This is a genomic window from Amycolatopsis plumensis (genome assembly GCF_042652605.1).
In the GTDB taxonomy this organism is placed as follows: domain Bacteria; phylum Actinomycetota; class Actinomycetes; order Mycobacteriales; family Pseudonocardiaceae; genus Amycolatopsis; species Amycolatopsis plumensis.
This window is the reverse complement of sequence record NZ_JBHSJY010000001.1, coordinates 7,256,917-7,275,418: the sequence shown is the minus strand read 5'-3', so window position 1 is coordinate 7,275,418 and position 18,502 is coordinate 7,256,917. Positions and strand designations below refer to the sequence as shown.

Here is an 18,502-nt window from a genome sequence, read left to right as displayed (position 1 = left end):
ACCTTATTTAGGTAAGCCTGTCAAAAGCAACTGTGTCAGCGCCCACGGCCGGACCGCTGCGCGGTGGCGCCCGGCACCGGCTCGGCCGGGTCGTGCCCGAGGTGAACCTGCCGGTTGTCCGCGTCCACGTGCACCACCCGCGGCCGGTGCCCGGCGCGCTCGGACTCCGCCACCTGGGCGTAGGTGATGATGATGACGAGGTCGCCGGGGTGCACGAGGTGCGCCGCGGCGCCGTTGACGCCGATCACGCCGGACCCGGGCTCGCCGGTGATGGCGTAGGTCTCCAGCCGGGCGCCGTTGGTGATGTCGACGACCTGGACCTTCTCGCCCTCGACGATGTCCGCGGCGACCATCAGGTCCGCGTCGATGGTCAGCGAGCCGACGTAGTGCAGGTCGGCCTGGGTGACGGTGGCGCGGTGGATCTTGGCGTTCATCAGGGTGCGGTGCACTGGCTGTCCTTGTCTTCGTTCAGCAGCGCGGCGAGGCCCGCCGCGGTGGGGGTGCGGAAGAACTCGGCGATGGGCAGCTCGGTCCCGAGCCGCTCGGTGATCCGGTTGCGCAGGACCACCAGCAGCATCGAATGGCCGCCGAGGGTGAACAGGTCGTCGTCGGCGCCGACGGCGGCCACTCCCAGTACCTCCGCGAAGATCTCGCAGAGCGCCTGCTCCGTGGCCGTCTCGGGGGCCCGGCCGCGGGCTGCGAACCCGGGCTCCGGCAACGCCGTCCGGTCCAGCTTCCCGTTGGGGGTCACGGGGAACGCGGCCAAGGGGACGATCGCCGCGGGCACCATGTACTCCGGTAGCGACCGGGCCAGGAACTCCCGCAGCCGCACCGGATCCGCGTTCGCCGGTGTCGTGTACGCGACCAGCCGTTCGTCCCGGACGACGACCAGCGCCTCCGTGACGTCGTCGTGCCGGGCCAGCGCCGACTCGATTTCGCCCGGCTCGATCCGGAAGCCGCGGAGCTTGACCTGGTCGTCGGTGCGGCCGAGGTACTCGAGCTGCCCGTCCGGCTGCCACCGCACCAGGTCGCCGGTGCGGTACATCCGCTCCCCCGGCGGCCCGAACGGGTCGGCGACGAACCGGTCCGCGGTGAGCCCCGGCCGCCCGTGGTAGCCCCGGGCCAGCCCGGCGCCGGCCAGGTACAACTCGCCCGGCACCCCGGCCGGGACCGGCGAGAGGCCGCCGTCGAGGACGTACGCGCGCGTGTTGTGCACCGGGCGGCCGACCACCGGCCGGTCGGCGTCCCCGAAGCGGCCGACCAGAGCGTCCACTGTGGCCTCGGTCGGGCCGTAGAGGTTGTACGCCTGCGTGCCCGGCATCGACGACAGCGTCTCCCACAGCGTCTGCGACACGGCTTCACCGCCGACACCGACCACGCCGAGGGCACACCGGCCGTCCGCGATCACCCCGGCCGCGGCCAGCTGCGCGAAGTGCGACGGCGTGAGCTCGAGGAAGTCGAGTTCGCGCTCGCGCACCACCGCCGCCAGCCGCTCGGGGTCGCGGCGGGTGTCGTCGTCGACGACGTGCACCTCGTGCCCGTCGAGCAGCCACAGCTGGGGCTGCCAGGACGCGTCGAAGAAGAACGCCCACGCGTGCCCGATCCGCAGCCGCCGCCCGCCCGCCGCGGCGACGGCCGGACGGTAGAGCGTTTCGCGGTGGCTGTGGAACAGGTTGACCAGCCCGGAGTGCGGGACGACCACGCCCTTGGGCTTGCCGGTGGACCCGGACGTGTAGAGCACGTACGCCGGGTTCGAGGGCGACGGCGGGGTAAGCGCCGCAGCACAGTCCACAATGTCCTCGACGAACAACGCGCCCGGAACGAGCGACGCGAGCGAACGGCTGCTCAAAACCAGTGCGGCGCCGGAGTCGGCGAGGATCGCCGAGATCCGGTCCGCGGGCTGGTCCGGGTCCACGGGCAGGTAGGCCGCGCCCGTCTTGAAGACGCCGAAGATCGCCTCGACGACCGCGGCCGACCGCGGCAGCACCAGCGCCACCACCTTCTCCGGCCCCGCGCCCTGCGCCGCGAGCCACCGGGCGAGGCGGTCGGTCCGCGCGGCGAACTCCGCGAACGTGACGCTCGAGTGCGCGTCGCTCAGCGCGGTCGCGTCCGGCGTCGCCGCCACCTGGGCCGCCAGCCGGTCGACCACCGTCGGCGCCGAGACGGTCAGCGGCGCCCCGGCACCCCACTCGCGCAGGACGCGCTCCCGCTCCGGAGCATCGAGGACGTCGAGCCGGCTCAGCGGCCGGTCGGGGTCCGCGACGACCGCGGTCATCACCCGGACCAGGCGCTCGGTCAGCGTCCGGGCCGTCGGCTCGTCGAACAGGTCGAGGCTGTATTCGAGGTCGCCGTCGATGCCGTCGGCCGTTTCGACCAGGTCGAAGGACAGGTCGAACTTCGCCTGCCGCAGCCCGGTGTCCCGGTAGGCCGCGTCGAGCCCGAGCAGCCGTTCCGGTTCCGAGCCGGAGTGGTAGACCGCGAGCATGACCTGGAACAGCGGGTGCCGGGAAAGGGACCGCGGCGGGTTGAGCAGTTCGACGAGGTGCTCGAACGGCAGTTCCTGGTGGGCGTACGCGGCCAGGTCGGCCTCCCGGACGCGGTCCAGCAGCTCGCGGAACGTCGGGTCGCCGCCGGTGTCGGTGCGCAGGACCAGGGTGTTGACGAAGAATCCGGCGAGGTCTTCCAGCGCGTGGTCGGAGCGGCCGGCCACCGGCGTGCCGAGCGGGATGTCGGTGCCCGCGCCGAGCCGGGTCAGCAGCGTGGCCAGTGCCGCCTGCAGGACCATGAACGTGCTGGTGCCGCTGCGCCGGCCCAGCTCCTGGAGTCCCTTGTGGACGGAGGCGGGCACGGTGAACGGCACGGCGGCGCCGCGGTTGGTCGACCGCGCCGGGCGGGGCCGGTCGGCCGGGAGGGCCAGCTCGTCGGGGAGCCCCGCGAGGGTGTCCCGCCAGAACGCCGCCTGCCGGCCGAGGAGGCTGTCCGGATCGTCGGCGCGACCGAACATCGCCCGCTGCCAGAGCGTGTAGTCCGCGTACTGCACTGGCAACGGCGTCCATCGTGGACGCTCGCCGCGCAGCCGGGCCGCGTAGGCGGTGTCGAGGTCCCGCTTCAGCGGCGGCAGCGACCAGCCGTCGCCCGCGATGTGGTGGACCAGCAGCACGAGCACGTGCCGGTCCGGTCCGGTCGAGACGAGCGTGGCGCGGATCGGGATCTCGGCGTCGAGGGCGAAGCAGTACGACGCCGCCGCCGCAACGCGCTCGTCGAGGTCGGCCGCCGTCTCGGTGACCAGCACCGGGACCGCCTCGTCGAGCACGACCTGCCGTGGCGTGCCGTCTGCTTCGACCAGGAGTGTCCGGAGAACCTCGTGGCGGGCGACGACGTCACCCAAGGCGGCCCGCAGCGCGTCGGTGTCGACCGGTCCGGACAGTTCCCACGCCCACGGGATGTTGTAGGTCGCGGACGGCCCGTCGAGGCGGTCGAGGAACCACAGCCGCTGCTGCGCGAACGACAGCGGCAGGACGTCCGGCCGGTCGGCCGCGACCAGCGCGGGACGGCGGCCGCGCCCCGGGTCCAGGGCTTCGGCGAGCCGGGCCGGGGTCGGCGCGTCGAACACCGCCCGGATCGGCACTTCGACGCCGAGCAGCGCGCGGATCCGGCTGACCAGCCGCGTGGCGAGGAGCGAGTGCCCGCCGAGGGCGAAGAACCCGTCGTCCGGGCCGACCGACGGCACGCCGAGGACGTCGGCGAACAGCTCGCACAGCGCCTGCTCGGCCGGGGTCCGCGCGAGACGGCCGGACGTCCGGATCTCCGGGTCGGGCAGGGCGGCCCGGTCGAGCTTGCCGTTGGCGTTCAGCGGCAGCGCGTCGAGCACCACGATCGCCGACGGCACCAGGTACTCCGGCAGCCGCTCGGCCAGCCGCGCCCGCAGCGCGACCGGGTCACCGGCCGGTGCCACGTACGCGATCAGCCGGCTGTCCCGCGCGATCACGGCCGCACGCGCCACCGAAGGATCGTCCATCAGCGCGGCTTCGACTTCGCCGGGTTCGACGCGGAAGCCGCGGATCTTGATCTGCTGGTCGGCGCGGCCGAGGAAGTCCAACGTCCCATCGGCGCGGCGGCGGACCAGGTCGCCGGTCCGGTACATCCGCTCCCCCGGCTCGAACGGCGAGGCGACGAACCGTTCGGCGGTGAGCGCCGGGCGGCCGAGGTAACCCCGCGCGACACCGGCGCCGGCCAGGTACAGCTCGCCGCGCACGCCCGGCGGCACCGGCCGCAATGCCGCATCGAGGACGTACGCGCGGGTGTTCGCGACCGGCCGTCCGATGGCCACCGGGCCGCAGACCTGGGCCAGGCTGTCGCCCGCGACCTCCGAACAGCCGTAGAGGTTGACCAGCTTCGCCGACGGCCAGCGAGCCGCGACCTTCGCGGCGAGGGCCTCGGAAAGCGGTTCACCGCTGGTGATCCAGGTGGCCACCGAGTCGAACGCCCCGGCGGGGGCGTCCTCGGCGAAGGTGTCGAGGAGGCTCGGCACCACGGTGAGCACCTGGGCGCCGGTTTCGCGGACGAAGGCGGCCAGTGCCATCGGGTCGGTCGCCGTGGTGTCGTCGGCCAGGACCACCGGGTCACCGGCGACGAGCCCGCCGAGCAGCTCGGTCGAGCCGTCGATGAACGTCAGCGCGCTCTTCGCCACGCGCACGCCGCGAGCGAGGTCCCGGCCCCAGTGCAGCCGGTTGGCCAGGGCTCGCTGGGTTCCGGCGACGGCCTTCGGGCGTCCGGTGGAGCCGGACGTGAAAATCACGTACGCCAGGTCGTCTGCCGTGGCTGGTCGTGAGTGGTAAGGCGGGTTAGAACCCTCTTTCTCACTCACGACCCCGGGGCGCAGGCCGTCTTCGGCGATGACCAGGTGGGGTGCCGCGTCGGTGAGCATCAGCTCGATGCGGTCCGCCGGGTGGTTCAGGTCGAGGGGCAGGTAGGCGGCCCCGGTTTTGAGCACCGCGAGGAGGGCCACGACCAGGTCGACCGACCGCGGCAGCGCGACCGCCACCACGCGTTCCGGCCCGGCACCCCGCGCGAGCAGCGCCCGGGCCAGGGTCGTGGCCCGCGCGTCCAGCTCGGCGTAGGTCAGCCGCTCGGACCCGAACGTCAAGGCGAGCGCGTCCGGCGTCCGCGCCACCTGGGCCGCGAAGAGCTCGGCGGCCGTCTCCGCGGGCAGCGGGGTCGCGGGATCGGCGGCGAGCTGGTCGTGCTCGGCCGCGGTGAGCAGGTCGACGGCACCGATCCGGCTTTCCGGGTCGGCGACGACGGCGGCCAGGAGCGTCCGGAGCCGCTCGAGGATCGCCTCGACGGTCCCGCGGTCGAACACGTCGCTGTTGTACTCGGCGGTCCCGCGGATCCCGGCCTGGTTCCCGGGCCGCTCGCCGACGAAGAACGTCAGGTCCGCGCGCGCGGTGCCGGTCCGGACCGGCTCTTCCGCGACCGTGAGGCCCGGCAGCGCGAGGTCGGCGACGGCGTTGTTCTGCCAGGCCAGCATCGTCTGGAACAGCGGGTGGTAGGCGAGGGACCGGGTCGGGTTCAGCGCTTCGACCAGCCGCTCGAACGGGACGTCCTGGTGGGCGTAGGCGTCGAGGCTGCGGTCCCGCACCCGGGCCACCAGGTCGCGGAACGACGGGTCGCCGCCGGTGTCCACGCGCAGGACCAGGGTGTTGACGAAGAACCCGACCAGGTCGTCGAGGGCGGCGTCGGTGCGGCCGGCGATGGAGGTGCCGAGGGGGATGTCGGTGCCCGCGCCGAGCCGGGTGAGCACGGCGGTGAGCCCGGCGTGCACGACCATGAAGACGCTGGCCCCGCAGGCCCTGGCCAGTTCGACGAGCCCACCGTGGAGCTCGGCGTCCCAGCCGAAGGCGAACTGCTCGCCGCGGTAGGAGGCTTCGGCCGGGTGCGGCCGGTCGGTGGGCAGCTCGATCCGCTCGGGCAGCCCGGCGAGGGCTTCGCGCCAGTACGCCAGCTGCGGTTCGATGACCGGCTCGCCCAGGACGTCCCGCTGCCACAGCGTGTAGTCCGCGTACTGCACCGGCAACGGTGTCCACTGTGGAGCCGAACCGGCCTGGCGGGCGGTGTAGGCCGTCGCGAGGTCCCGCCACAGCGGCGCGGTCGACCAGCCGTCGGAGGCGATGTGGTGGAACACCAGCACCAGGACGTGCTCGCGGCCGCCGAGGCGCAGCAGCCGGGCCCGCAGCGGGATTTCCGACTCCAGCTCGAACACCGTTCCCGCCGCTTCGGACACCGCGTCGGCGAGCGTGGCCTCGGTGACGGCGTGGACCGGCAGCGGGATCGAGACGTCGTCGAGGACGAGCTGCCGGGCTTCGCCGTCGATCTCGGGGAAGACCGTGCGCAGGGCTTCGTGCCGCTCGACCACGTCGGCCAGCGCCGTGCGCAGGGCGTCGACGTCGAGGGCGCCGGTCAGCCGGACCGCGGTCGGCATGTTGTAGGTCGCCGACGGGCCTTCGAGGCGGTGCAGGAACCACAGCCGCTGCTGGGCGAACGACAACGGCAGCACGTCCGGCCGCGGGTCGGCGCGCACCAGCGCGGGCCGGGCGTCTCCGGAGTCCGAAGTGGCCAGCAGCGCGGCCAGCCCGGCGACCGTCGGCGTCTCGAACACCGACCGCACCTGCAGTTCGACGCCGAACACCGCGCGCAGCCGGGCGACCAGGCGGGTCGCCATCAGCGAATGGCCGCCGAGGGCGAAGAAGTCGTCGTCGACGCCGATCGACGCCGTGTCGAGGACTTCGGCGAAGAGACCGCAGAGGACCTCTTCGACCGGCGTGCGCGGGGCCCGGCCGGGGGTCACCGCCTGCTGGTCCGGGCTCGGCAGGGCCCGCCGGTCCAGCTTGCCGGACGCCAGCAGCGGGAGCCGGTCGAGGACCACGAACGCCGAGGGCACCATGTACTGCGGCAGCCGGTCGCGCACGTGCGCCCGCAGCGCCGCCACCAGTGCGCTCGTGTCCCGCTGCCCGGCCGGGTGGTTGCCCAGCGCTTCGAGGGCGGCCCGGACCGGGCGGCCGCGGTGGATCCGCTGCGGCTCGCCGGTGGTGAACACGACTTCCAGAGCGCCTGCGTCCGCGGTGAGAGTCGCGTGGACGCGGTAGCCGTGCCGCTCGCCGAGGTCGTGCAGGGTCTCGGGGTCCACCCCGTCGCGACCGTCCAAAGCGGACAGTGCCGCTTCGGCGTCGCCCGCGGCCAGCGCGGTGACGGCGGCGAGTTCCCCGGACAGCCGGGCGTTCGGCACGCCGGTCACGCGCAGCCGGGCCGGGCGCGCGGCCAAGGCCTCTTCCAGGTCGTCCAGTGCGACGACCAGCTCTTCGGGGGTGCCGGGCCGCGGGGCCTTCCGCAGGACGACGTCGTAGCGGTGCCGGGTCAGCTCGTTGTGGGCGTGGCCGCGCTTGACCCACAGGTCGACGTCGTCGAAGCCGTCGAGGTCGAGGGCCCGGAAGAAGTCCGGGTCCAGGACGAGTTCGCCTTCGCGGGCGATCGCCTGGTCGACCGCGGCGACGTCGCAGCGGCCGTGGCGCAGCTCGGTCGCGGTCCGGAACGCCCGCAGCGAGCGGAGGTTCCGGATGTCGCCGAGGAAGATGACCCCGCCCGGCCGGACGTGCGCGGCGGCCGTGCGGAGGACTTCGGCAAGGTAGCCGACGCTCGGGAAGTACTGCGCGACCGAGTTGATGATCACCGTGTCGAACTCCGGCAGCTCGCCCAGGTCATGGGCGGGCCGCGCGGCCAGGTGGACCTTGCTCGCGTACGGCGTCGCGGCGAGTTCGCGCCGCAGGTTGGCGATGGCCTGCTCGGACAGGTCGACGCCCCAGTACTCCTCGGCGTCCGGCGCGATCCGCGACAGGATCAACCCGCTGCCGACGCCGATCTCCAGGACGCGCTTCGGCCGCAGGGACCGGATCCGGTCGATCGTCGCCGCGTGCCACTCGCGCATCTCTTCGAGGGGTATCTCGGAGCCGTCGTAGCTGGAGTTCCAGCCGGTGAAGTTCTCCTCCAGGCCACCGGACGCGGCTTCGGTGAAGACGTTCTCGTGCAGCTCGCGCCACTCGCCGACGTGGTCCAGTTCGGCTGCTTCGTCCCGCCCGGCCGCGGGCACGGCGTAGGCGATGAGCCGCCCGTCCTGCGCGACGACGACGGTCTGCCCGACGGCCGGGTGCTCGGCCAGCACGGACTCGATCTCGCCGAGTTCGATGCGGTAGCCGCGGATCTTGACCTGGTCGTCGGCCCGGCCCAGGAACACCAGCCGCCCGTCCGGCAGCCACTTGACCAGGTCACCCGTGCGGTAGAGCCGCCCGCCGGAACCGAAGGGGTCCGCGACGAACCGCTCCGCCGTCAGCCCCGGGCGGCCGAGGTAGCCGCGCGCCAGGCCGGAGCCCGCGAGGTACAGCTCCCCCACCACGCCGGGCGGCACCGGCCGCAGCCCGGCGTCGAGCACGTACGCGCGCGTGCCCGGGTCGGGGATGCCGATGGGGACGACCGTCGCGTCCGCCAGCTCGGCGGGGTCGCTCTCGCCGAGCGTCGAGTTGGTGGTCGCTTCGGTCGGGCCGTAGGCGTTGAACATCCGCCGTCCGGGCGCCCAGCGGCGCACCAGCTCCGGTGACACGCGTTCGGTGCCGGCGAGCAGCACGCTGTCGCGCGGCAGGTCGAGGTCCGCCGGCATGGCGTCGAGCAGGGCGGGCGGCAGGATCATGAAGTCGACGCCGTGCGCGTGCGCGTACTCGGTGAGCGCCGGGCCCGCGACCCGCCGCTCGGCCGGGACGACCACCAGGCGCCCGCCCGAAAGCAACCCGAGGCAGAGGTCCCAGAAGGCGACGTCGAAACTCGGCGACGCGAACTGCAGCACCCGGCTGTGCGGGCCGACGCCGAAGCGCTCGACCTGGGTGGCGACCAGCTTCGCGACGCCGGAGTGCTGGAGGACGACGCCCTTGGGCCGTCCCGACGAGCCGGAGGTGTAGATCACGTAGGCCGCGTTCTCGGGCGTGATCACGACCTGCGGGTCCTCAGTGGACATATCCGCGAGAGCGGTGTCCTCCAGGAGCACCCGCGGCAGGGACGCAGGCAGTTTCGCCTCGGCCTCCCGGGTGGTCACGACGCACACCGGGGCCGCGTCCTCGACCATGTAGGCGATCCGGTCGCCCGGGTAGTCGACGTCGATCGGCAGGTACGCGGCACCGGCCTTGAGCACCGCCAGCTCGGCGACGATCATGTCGAGGGACCGAGGGACGGCCAGCGCGACGACCCGCTCCGGCCCGGCGCCGCGGGCGAGCAGCAGGTGCGCGAGCTGGTTGGCACGCGCGTTCACTTCGGCGTAGGTGAGTTCGACGTCTTCGAACACGAGCGCCACCGCGTCCGGGGCCTCGGCGACGCGGCGGGCGAACATTCCGGGGAACGTCTCGGTGCCCGCCGGTTCGAGGGACCCGGCCCACTCGGTGAGCACCCGGTCGCGCTCGTCTCCTTCGAGGAGGCCCAGGGCCCCGACGGGGCGATCCGGCTCGGTCAGCGCCGCGCGCAGCAGCACTTCGAGACGGCGCAGGATCGCGTTCGCGCCCGCGTGGTCGAAGACGTCGGCGTTGAATTCGAGGACCCCGGCGATTCCGGCGTCGCGCTCGGTCAGGGAGATCGCGAGGTCGAACTTCGACGTCCCGGTGGTCACCGGGATCTCGGTGACGGCCAGGCCGGGCAGGGTCGCTTGCGCGCGGGCGTTGTTTTGCCCGGCGATCATGACCTGGAACAGCGGGTGGTACGCCAGCGACCGCGCCGGGTTGAGCACCTCGACCAGGCGCTCGAACGGCACGTCCTGGTGGGCGTAGGCGTCGAGGTTGCGCTCGCGGACGCGGGCGAGCAGCTCGCGGAACGTCGGCTCGCCGCCGGTGTCGACGCGCAGGACCAGGGTGTTGACGAAGAAGCCGACGAGGTCGTCCAGGGCCGGGTCGGTGCGGCCGGCGATCGGCGAGCCGATCGGCACGTCGGTGCCCGCCCCGAGGCGGGTGAGCAGGGCGGCCAGCGCCGCGTGCACCACCATGAACACACTCGCGCCGCTCTCGCGGGCCAGGTCGGCCAGGCCCGCGTGGAGCCCCGCGTCCCAGGTGAAGGTGTGCAGCTCGCCGCGGAAGGTCGCGGTCGCCGGGTGCGGCCGGTCCAGGGGCAGCTCGATCCGGTCCGGCAGGCCGTCGAGGGCCGTCCGCCAGTAGTCCAGCTGCGTGCTCAGCACGCTGTCCGGGTCGTCTTCGCGGCCGAGCAGGTCCTGCTGCCACAGCGTGTAGTCCGCGTACTGGACCGGCAATGGCGTCCACTGTGGAGCGTCACCGGCGCGGCGGGCGGCGTAGGCCGTGGCGATGTCGCGCCACAGCGGGGCCATCGACCAGCCGTCGGAGGCGATGTGGTGGAACACCAGCGCGAAGACGTGCTCCCGGGCGTCCAGCCGCAGCAGCTCCGCCCGCATCGGCGCGTGCCGTTCCAGGTCGAAGGAGCCGCGGACCAGCCGGGTCAGGGCCTCGTCGAGGTCGGTGACCTCGCGAACCGGCAGGTCGGCTTCTCCGGCCGGGAGGACGTCCTGGTAGGGCACGCCGTCGCGCTGCGGGAACCGGGTGCGCAGGGCTTCGTGGCGGGCGACCACGTCCGAAAGCGCCAGGCGCAGCGCGTCGACGTCGAGGTCACCTTCGAGGCGCATGATCAGCGGGACGTTGTAGGTGGCCGACGGTCCTTCGAGGTGGTGCAGGAACCACAGCCGCTGCTGGGCGCCGGACAGCGGAACCAGGTCCGGCCGTCGTGCGGGGAGCAGGGGCGGCCGCGCGGTGCCGCGGGCGGTGGCGAGCACTGCGGCCAGCCCCGCCGGGGTCGGCGTCTCGAAGACCGCCCGCACCTCGAGCTCGGCGTGGAGCGTGGTCCGGACGCGGGCGATCAGCCGGGTCGCCAGCAGGGAATGGCCGCCGAGAGCGAAGAAACTGTCGTCCGGGCCGACCCGCGGGAGGCCGAGGACGTCGGCGAACAGCTCGCACAGCTGCCGTTCGACCGGCGTGCGCGGCTCGCGGTCGGAGACCAGGGTGCTCGCTTCCGGGGCGGGCAGCGCGCGGCGGTCAAGCTTGCCGTTCGCCGTCACCGGCAGCGCGTCGAGGACGACGATCGCCGACGGCACCATGTGCTCCGGCAGCCGTGCGGCGGCGAAGGTCCGCAGGGCGGCCGGGAGGGCGATGCTCCGGCGCGACCGCCGGGGATTGCCGGTGTAGCCGAGGATCGGGTGTGGGCCGGGCCGGAACGCTCCCGCCGGTTCGACGGCGAAGAGGACGTCGACCGAACCGTCACCGGCGGCGGACCAGGTGACGACCGCACCCAGGGCGTACCAGTCTTCGGGGTTCACGCCGTCGGTGATCCGGCCGTTCGAGACGCCTTCGACGCGCAGGCCGTCGCGGCGCCGCTCGGCCACCTCCTCCACAGAGGACACATCGGTGCCCCAGGTCAGCGTCTCCACCGGGTGTGGCTCAGCGGTCCCCGGGCGCAGGACGACGTCGTAGCGGTACTGGGTGAGTTCGTTGACCGCCCGGCCGCGCTTGACGCGGATGTCCGCGACGACCCCGTCGAGCCCCGCGAAGAACTCCGGCGCGACCAGGAGTTCCTTCTCCCGCAGCAGCCGCTGTTCGACGTCGCCGCCGCGCGCCTGGGCCACGGCGGTGTGGAACGCCCGGACCTGCCGCAGGTCGCGGACGTCCCCGACGAACAGCGCCCCGCCCGGAGCCAGGAGCGCCAGAGCCTTCCGCACGACGTCGAGGAGGTAGGTCCCGCTCGGGAAGTACTGGATGACGGAGTTGAGCACGATCGTGTCGAAGAACCCGGACGGCAGGCCGTCGAGGTCGGCGGCGTCGCCGGTACGCAGTTCGACGCGGTCGGCGAGCACGGGATCGGCCGCGACCCGCTTCCCCAGCGCGGCGATGACCTCGGCGGAGAAGTCGGTCCCCCAGTACGCCTCGCAGTCCGGAGCCAGCTCGGTGAGCAGCAGGCCGCTGCCGACGCCGATCTCCAGGACCCGCTTCGGCCGGAGGGCGCGGATCCGGGCGACGATCGCGTCGCGCCACTCGCGCATCTCCTCGCGCGGGATCGGCTCGCCGGTGTAGCTGGAGTTCCAGCCCGCGAACTCGTCGTCGTCGCCGGAGTACATCGAGTCGTACAGCTCGCGCCACTCGCCGACCTGCTCGGTCTCCTCCTCGGCCGAACCGGAGGTGCCGGCGGGGACGACGTACCCGACCAGCCGGACGTCGCCGGGGCGGTCTTCGCGGGCGACGACGACGGCGTGGGCGACGTCGTCGTGCGCGGACAGGGTCGCGGCGATCTCGCCCGGCTCGACGCGGAAGCCGCGGATCTTGATCTGCTCGTCGCCGCGGCCGAGGAACTCCAGGACGCCGTCGGGCCGGAAGCGGGCGAGGTCGCCGGTGCGGTACATCCGGGTGCCGGGCGCGCCGAACGGGTCGGCGACGAACCGCTCGGCGGTGAGCCCGGCCCGGCCGAGGTACCCGCGGGCGAGCTGGACGCCGGCCAGGTACAGCTCGCCGGGCGTGCCCGGCGGCACCGGGCGCAGGGCGGCGTCGAGGACGTAGGTGCGGGTGTTCCACACCGGACGTCCGATCGGGACGAAACTGTCCTCAGTGGACGTCCGCCACGAGGTGACGTCGACCGAGGCTTCGGTCGGGCCGTAGAGGTTGTGCAGCTCGGCTTCGAGGACCCGGTGGAACTGCGCGACCGCGTCCGGGGGCAGAGCCTCGCCGCTGCACAGCACGCGGCGCAGGCTCGGGCACTCCCCCGCCGCCGGTTCCTGGAGGAAGACCTGGAGCATCGACGGGACGAAGTGGACGGTGGTGATCCCGCGGTCGCGGATCAGCCGGGCGAGGTAGGCCGGGTCCTTGTGGCCGTCCGGCCGGGCGAGCACCTCGGTGGCCCCGGTGAGCAGCGGCCAGAGGAACTCCCACACCGAGACGTCGAAGCTGGACGGCGTCTTCTGGAGCACGCGGTCGCCGTCGGTGAGGCGGTATTCGGCCTGCATCCACAGCAGCCGGTTGACGATCCCGGCGTGCGGGACGACGACGCCCTTCGGACGGCCCGTCGAGCCGGAGGTGTAGATGACGTACGCCGGGTTCTCCGGCCGGAGGGTAACCTCCAGGGGCTCGCCGGAGACGCCCGCCAGGGTTTCCGGGTCGTCCAGGAGCAGGGCGCCTTCGACAGCGGTGTCCGCGACGGCCAGCACCAGCGCCGGATCGGCGTCTTCGAGCATGAAGGCGATGCGGTCGGCCGGGTAGCCGGGGTCGAGCGGCAGGTAGGCCGCGCCCGTCTTGAGCACGGCGAGGATGCCCGTGACCAGGTGCGTCGAGCGGGGCAGGGCCAGGGCGACCACGCGCTCGGGCCCGGCGCCGCGCGCGGCCAGCACGCGGGCCAGGCGGTTCGAGACCGCGTCCAGCTCGGCGTAGGTGAGTTCGTCGTCCTCGAAGACGAGCGCGGGATGCCCGGGGGTCCGCGCGACCTGGGCGGCGAACAGCTCGGGCACGGTGACCGCGGGAACGTCCTGCGTGGCCCCGGACCAGGTCTTTTCGAGGCCGGCACGCTCGGCGGCGGTCAGCACGTCCAGTGAGCCGAGCCGGCGGTCCGGGGCGGCGGCGACCTGCCGGAGCAGGGTCTCGAGGCGATCAAGGAGGCCGGCGACGGTGGCCCGGTCGAACACCTCGGCGTTGAACTCGGCTTGGCCACCCACGCCGTCGGCCCGCTCGGTGAAGGAGAACCAGAGGTCGAACTTGGCCGTGCCGGTGCCGACGGGCTGCTCGGTGACGGTCAGCCCGGGCAGCTCGACACCGCTGCCGGGGGTGTTCTGCCAGGCGAGCATGGTCTGGAACAGCGGGTGGTGCGCCAGCGACCGGGCCGGGTTGAGCGCTTCGACCAGCCGCTCGAACGGGACGTCCTGGTGGGCGTACGCGTCGAGGCTGCGTTCGCGGACCCGGGCGACGAGGTCGCGGAAGGAGGGGTCGCCACCGGTGTCGACGCGCAGGACGAGGGTGTTGACGAAGAAGCCGACGAGGTCGTCGAGGGCGGGGTCGGTGCGGCCGGCGATCGGGGTGCCGATCGGGATGTCGGTGCCCGCGCCGAGGCGGGACAGCAGCGCCGTCAGGCCCGCGTGCACGACCATGAACGGGCTGGCCCCGCAGGCACGGGCGAGGTCGGCGAGGGCGGCCTGGAGCCTGGCGTCCCAGGTGAAGGTGAAGAACCCGCCGCGGTAGGCCGAGACCGGCGGGTGCGGCCGGTCGAGCGGGAGCGGGATGCGCTCGGGCAGGCCGTCGAGGGTTTCCCGCCAGTAGCCGAGCTGGGCGGCTTCTTCGGAGGCCAGGAGATCGCGTTGCCAGAGCGTGTAGTCCGCGTACTGCACCGGCAGCGGCGTCCACTGTGGAGTCTCACCGTGCCGGCGGGCGCGGTAGGCCGTCGCGATGTCCCGCCACAGCGGCGACAGCGACCAGCCGTCGGCGGCGATGTGGTGCACGACGAGGACGAGCACGTGCCGCCGCGGGCCGTCGCCGAGCAGTTCCGCGCGCACCGGGACCCCGGCACCGAGGTCGAACACGCCGCGGACGATCGCGTCCACTTCGGCGTCCACATCGGACACCTCGCGGACGGTGAGTTCCACGGTCCCCTCGGGGAGAACCTCCTGATAGGGCACGCCGTCGGCGACCGGGAAGACGGTCCGCAGGGCTTCGTGCCGGGCCAGGACGTCGTTGAGCGCTTGGCGCAGCGCCTCGACGTCCAGCTCACCGGCCAGCCGCATGACGAGCGGGACGTTGTAGGTCGCCGAGCCGCCTTCCAGGCCGTGCAGGAACCACAGGCGCTGCTGCGCGAACGACAGCGGCAGCCGCTCCGGCCGTTCGGCGACGCGGGTGAGCGGCCGCCGCGCGGTCTCGGTGACGGCCCCGGCGAGGAGGTGGGCGAGCGAGGCGGGGGTCGGGGCGTCGAACACCGCCCGCACCGGCACCTCGGCGCCGACGGCCGCGCGGATCCGCTGGATCAGCCGGGTGGCGAGCAGCGAGTGGCCGCCGAGGGCGAAGAAGTCGTCGTCCGGACCGACTGTGTTGTTCGGCCCCGCCCCGCCCCAGCCGAGGACGTCGGCGAACATCTCGCACAGCAGCTGTTCGACGGGGTTGCGCGGCGCGCGGCCGGGCCCGGCGGTGAAGCGTTCCGGGCTCGGCAGGGCCTTACGGTCCAGCTTGCCGGAGGCGAGCACGGGCAGCCTGTCGAGCACCACGAACGCCGACGGCACCATGTACAGCGGCAGCCGGTCCCGCACGTGCGCACGCAGCGAGGCCACGAGCGCACCGGTCTCACGCCGGGCGGCGGGATTGTTGGCGTACGACCCCGGCGTGCCCGTCTGCCGCACCGGCCGGTAGGCAGCGCCGTCTTCGCCCCTCGTGAAGACGGCTTCCAGTTCGCCTTCGGCCGCCAACGTGACGGCGACGCGGTACCCGACCTGTTCGCCGAGCGCATACAGGGCCTCGGGGTCGACACCGTCCCGGCGGTCGAGGGCGGCCACGGCCGCTTCGGGGTCGCCGGTGTCCAGGGCGCGGACCGCGGCCAGCTCGCCGGCCAGCCGCGCGTCCGGGATCGCGGTGACCCGCAGCCGCTCCGGCGTCTCGGCGGCCAGGAACCGTTCCACCGCCCCGAGATCGCCGAACGCGACGACCTGCTCCCCGGCCACCTCACGCCGCGGCGCCTTCCGCAGGACGACGTCGTAGCGGTGCCGGGTCAGCTCGTTGTGCGCGGTGCCGCGCTTGACCCACAGGTCGACGTCGCCGAAGCCGTCGAGGTCGCGGGCCAGCGCCGGGAAGAAGTCCGGGTCGAGGACCAGTTCGCCCTCGCGGGCGATCGACTGGTCGACCGCGGCCACGTCGGTCCGGCCGCGCTGCAGTTCGACGGCGGTCCGGAACGCCCGCAGCGAGCGCAGGTTCCGGATGTCGCCGAGGAAGATCGTCCCGCCCGGTGTCAGCCGGCCCGCGACGGTCCGGACGACCTCGGCGAGGTAGTCGGCGCTCGGGAAGTACTGCGCGACCGAGTTGATGATCACCGTGTCGAACTCCGGCAGCTCGCCCAGATCGTGGGCGGGCCGCGCGGCCAGGTGCACCTTGCTCGCGTAGTCCGTGGCCGCGACCTCGCGCCGGACGTTCTCGATGGCGCTTTCGGAAAGGTCGACACCCCAATAGGTTTCGGCGTCCGGGGCGATCCGGGACAGGATGAGCCCGCTGCCGACCCCGATCTCCAGCACCCGCTCCGGCCGCAGCGCGCGGATCCGCTCGATCGTCGCCGCGTGCCATTCCCGCATCTCGGCCAGGGGGAGCTCGGAGCCGTCGTAGCTGGAGTTCCAGCCCGCGAAGTTCTCCTCGATGCCGTGGGAGCCGGCGAGCATCTCCTCGTGGACGTCGTGCCATTCGTCGACGTGGCCCCGCTCGGCCGCCTGGTCGCGGTCGGGCACCGGCACGGCGTAGGCGATCAGCTGCCCGTCCTGCGCGACGACGACCGACTGGCCGACGCGCGGGTGTTCGGCCAGCACCGACTCGATCTCGCCGAGCTCGATCCGGTACCCCCGGATCTTGACCTGGTCGTCCGCCCGGCCGAGGAACACCAGCCGCCCGTCCGGCAACCACTTGACCAGGTCACCGGTTCGGTAGAGCCGCCCGCCGGAACCGAACGGATCGGCGACGAACCGCTCCGCCGTCAGCCCCGGACGGCCGAGGTAGCCGCGCGCCAAGCCGGAGCCCGCGAGGTACAGCTCCCCCACCACCCCGACCGGAACCGGCGCGAGGTGCGCGTCGAGGACGTACGCGCGGGTTCCCGGGTCCGGCACGCCGATCGGCACGGCGGACCCCGGCGCGATCAGCGGGTCGCAGAGCCCGAGCGTCGAGTTGGTCGTGGCCTCGGTCGGACCGTAGGCGTTGAACATCCGCCGGCCCGGCGCCCAGCGGCGCACCAGCTCCGGCGCCACGCGTTCCGTGCCCGCCAGCAGCACGCTGTCCTTCGGCAGATCGCACTCTTCCGGGAACTCGGCCAACAGGGCGGGCGGCAGGATCATGAAGTCGACGCCGTGGGCGTGGGCGTACTCGGCCAGCTCGGGGCCGGGCACCCGGCGTTCGGCCGGGACGATCACCAGACGGCCACCGGAGAGCAGCCCGAGGCACAGGTCCCAGAACGCGACGTCGAAACTCGGCGACGCGAACTGCAGCACCCGGCTGTGCGGGCCCACCCCGAACCGCTCGGACTGCGTCGCGACCAGCTTCGCGACACCGGCGTGGGAAACCACGACACCCTTGGGCCGCCCGGTGGAGCCGGAGGTGTAGATGACGTAGGCGGCGTTGGCCGGGACCATCGCGACGGCCGGATCCGCCGCCGGGGCCCACGAGACGTCGTCGAGCAGCAGGACGTCGCCGTCGAAACGGTCGGCGAGATCGCGCGTGGTCACCACGCAGACCGGGCGGGCGTCGGCGACCATGAACGCGATGCGCTCGGCCGGGTAGTCCGGGTCCAGCGGCAGGTAGGCGGCGCCGGCCTTGAGGACGGCCAGCTCGGCGACGATCATCTCGATCGAGCGCGGCACGGCGAGCGCGACGATCTGTTCCGGCCCGGCGCCGCGCCCGATGAGGAGGTGGGCGAGCCGGTTCGCGCGCCCGTCCAGCTCGGCGTAGGTCAGTTCCTCGTCCTCGAAGACGAGCGCGACCGCGTCCGGCGCCTCCCGGACGCGGTCCGCGAACAGCTCCGGCAGGGTCGACAACGGCGTCCCGAAATCCGTGTCGTTCCATTCCTCGAAGATCCGGTGCCGTTCCGGTGCCGTCATGAGCTCCAGCCGGGCCACCGGCCACTGTGGACGTTCGCGGGCGTCGGCGAGAAGGTTGCCGAGGTGGTCCAGCATCCGGTCCACAGTGGATTCGTCGAGGACGTCGGCGCGGTAGTCCACGCCGTCCCGGGTCAGGTTCAGGTCGAGGGCCAGGTCCGTCTCGGCGCCGAAACCCACGTTGACCAGCACCGATCCCCCGCGCCCGGGCTCGGGTCCGAGTTCGGCGACCAGGTCTTCGAACGGAACTTCGTGCGCCAGGGCCTGTTCCCGCGCCTCGCGGACGCGCGCCACCACCTCGTCAAACCCCGGTGAGCCGCCCAGATCCACCCGGAGGGGCACCAGCGCGCCGATCCCGAGCACGACGTCCGCCGTCCCCGTGTACCGGGACAACAGCACCGTGAACGCCGCGAGGAGGGTCAGCTCGTCGACGGCGGGCAGCGGCCGGTCCAGCCGGGCGAAGACGGGCTCCCCGAGGTACGGCCGGTCGACCGGGAGCGGCAGCTCCTTCGGGGCCGAAGCGAGGCGGTCACGCCAGAACCCGAGCCTCGACCCCTGCTGCTGCACAGCGTCACCGTTGCTCACCGATAGACCAGCCTCCCGCTGCTCACGGCG

Annotated in this window: 2 protein-coding genes; both read right to left on the bottom strand. The window is 73.3% G+C overall.

Translation table 11 applies throughout. The features are described from left to right. Positions 1 to 35 precede the first annotated feature (35 nt). Complete coding sequence (gene panD, locus ACFPLC_RS35255; protein ID WP_378204920.1) at positions 36 to 449, bottom strand: aspartate 1-decarboxylase; 414 nt, start codon at positions 447 to 449, stop codon at positions 36 to 38. Then, positions 434 to 18,472, bottom strand: coding sequence for a non-ribosomal peptide synthetase (locus ACFPLC_RS35250; RefSeq protein ID WP_378236035.1), 18,039 nt, complete (start codon positions 18,470 to 18,472; stop codon positions 434 to 436). Before ACFPLC_RS35250 ends, panD begins: the two co-directional genes overlap by 16 nt. Between the last annotated feature and the right edge of the window lie 30 nt (positions 18,473 to 18,502).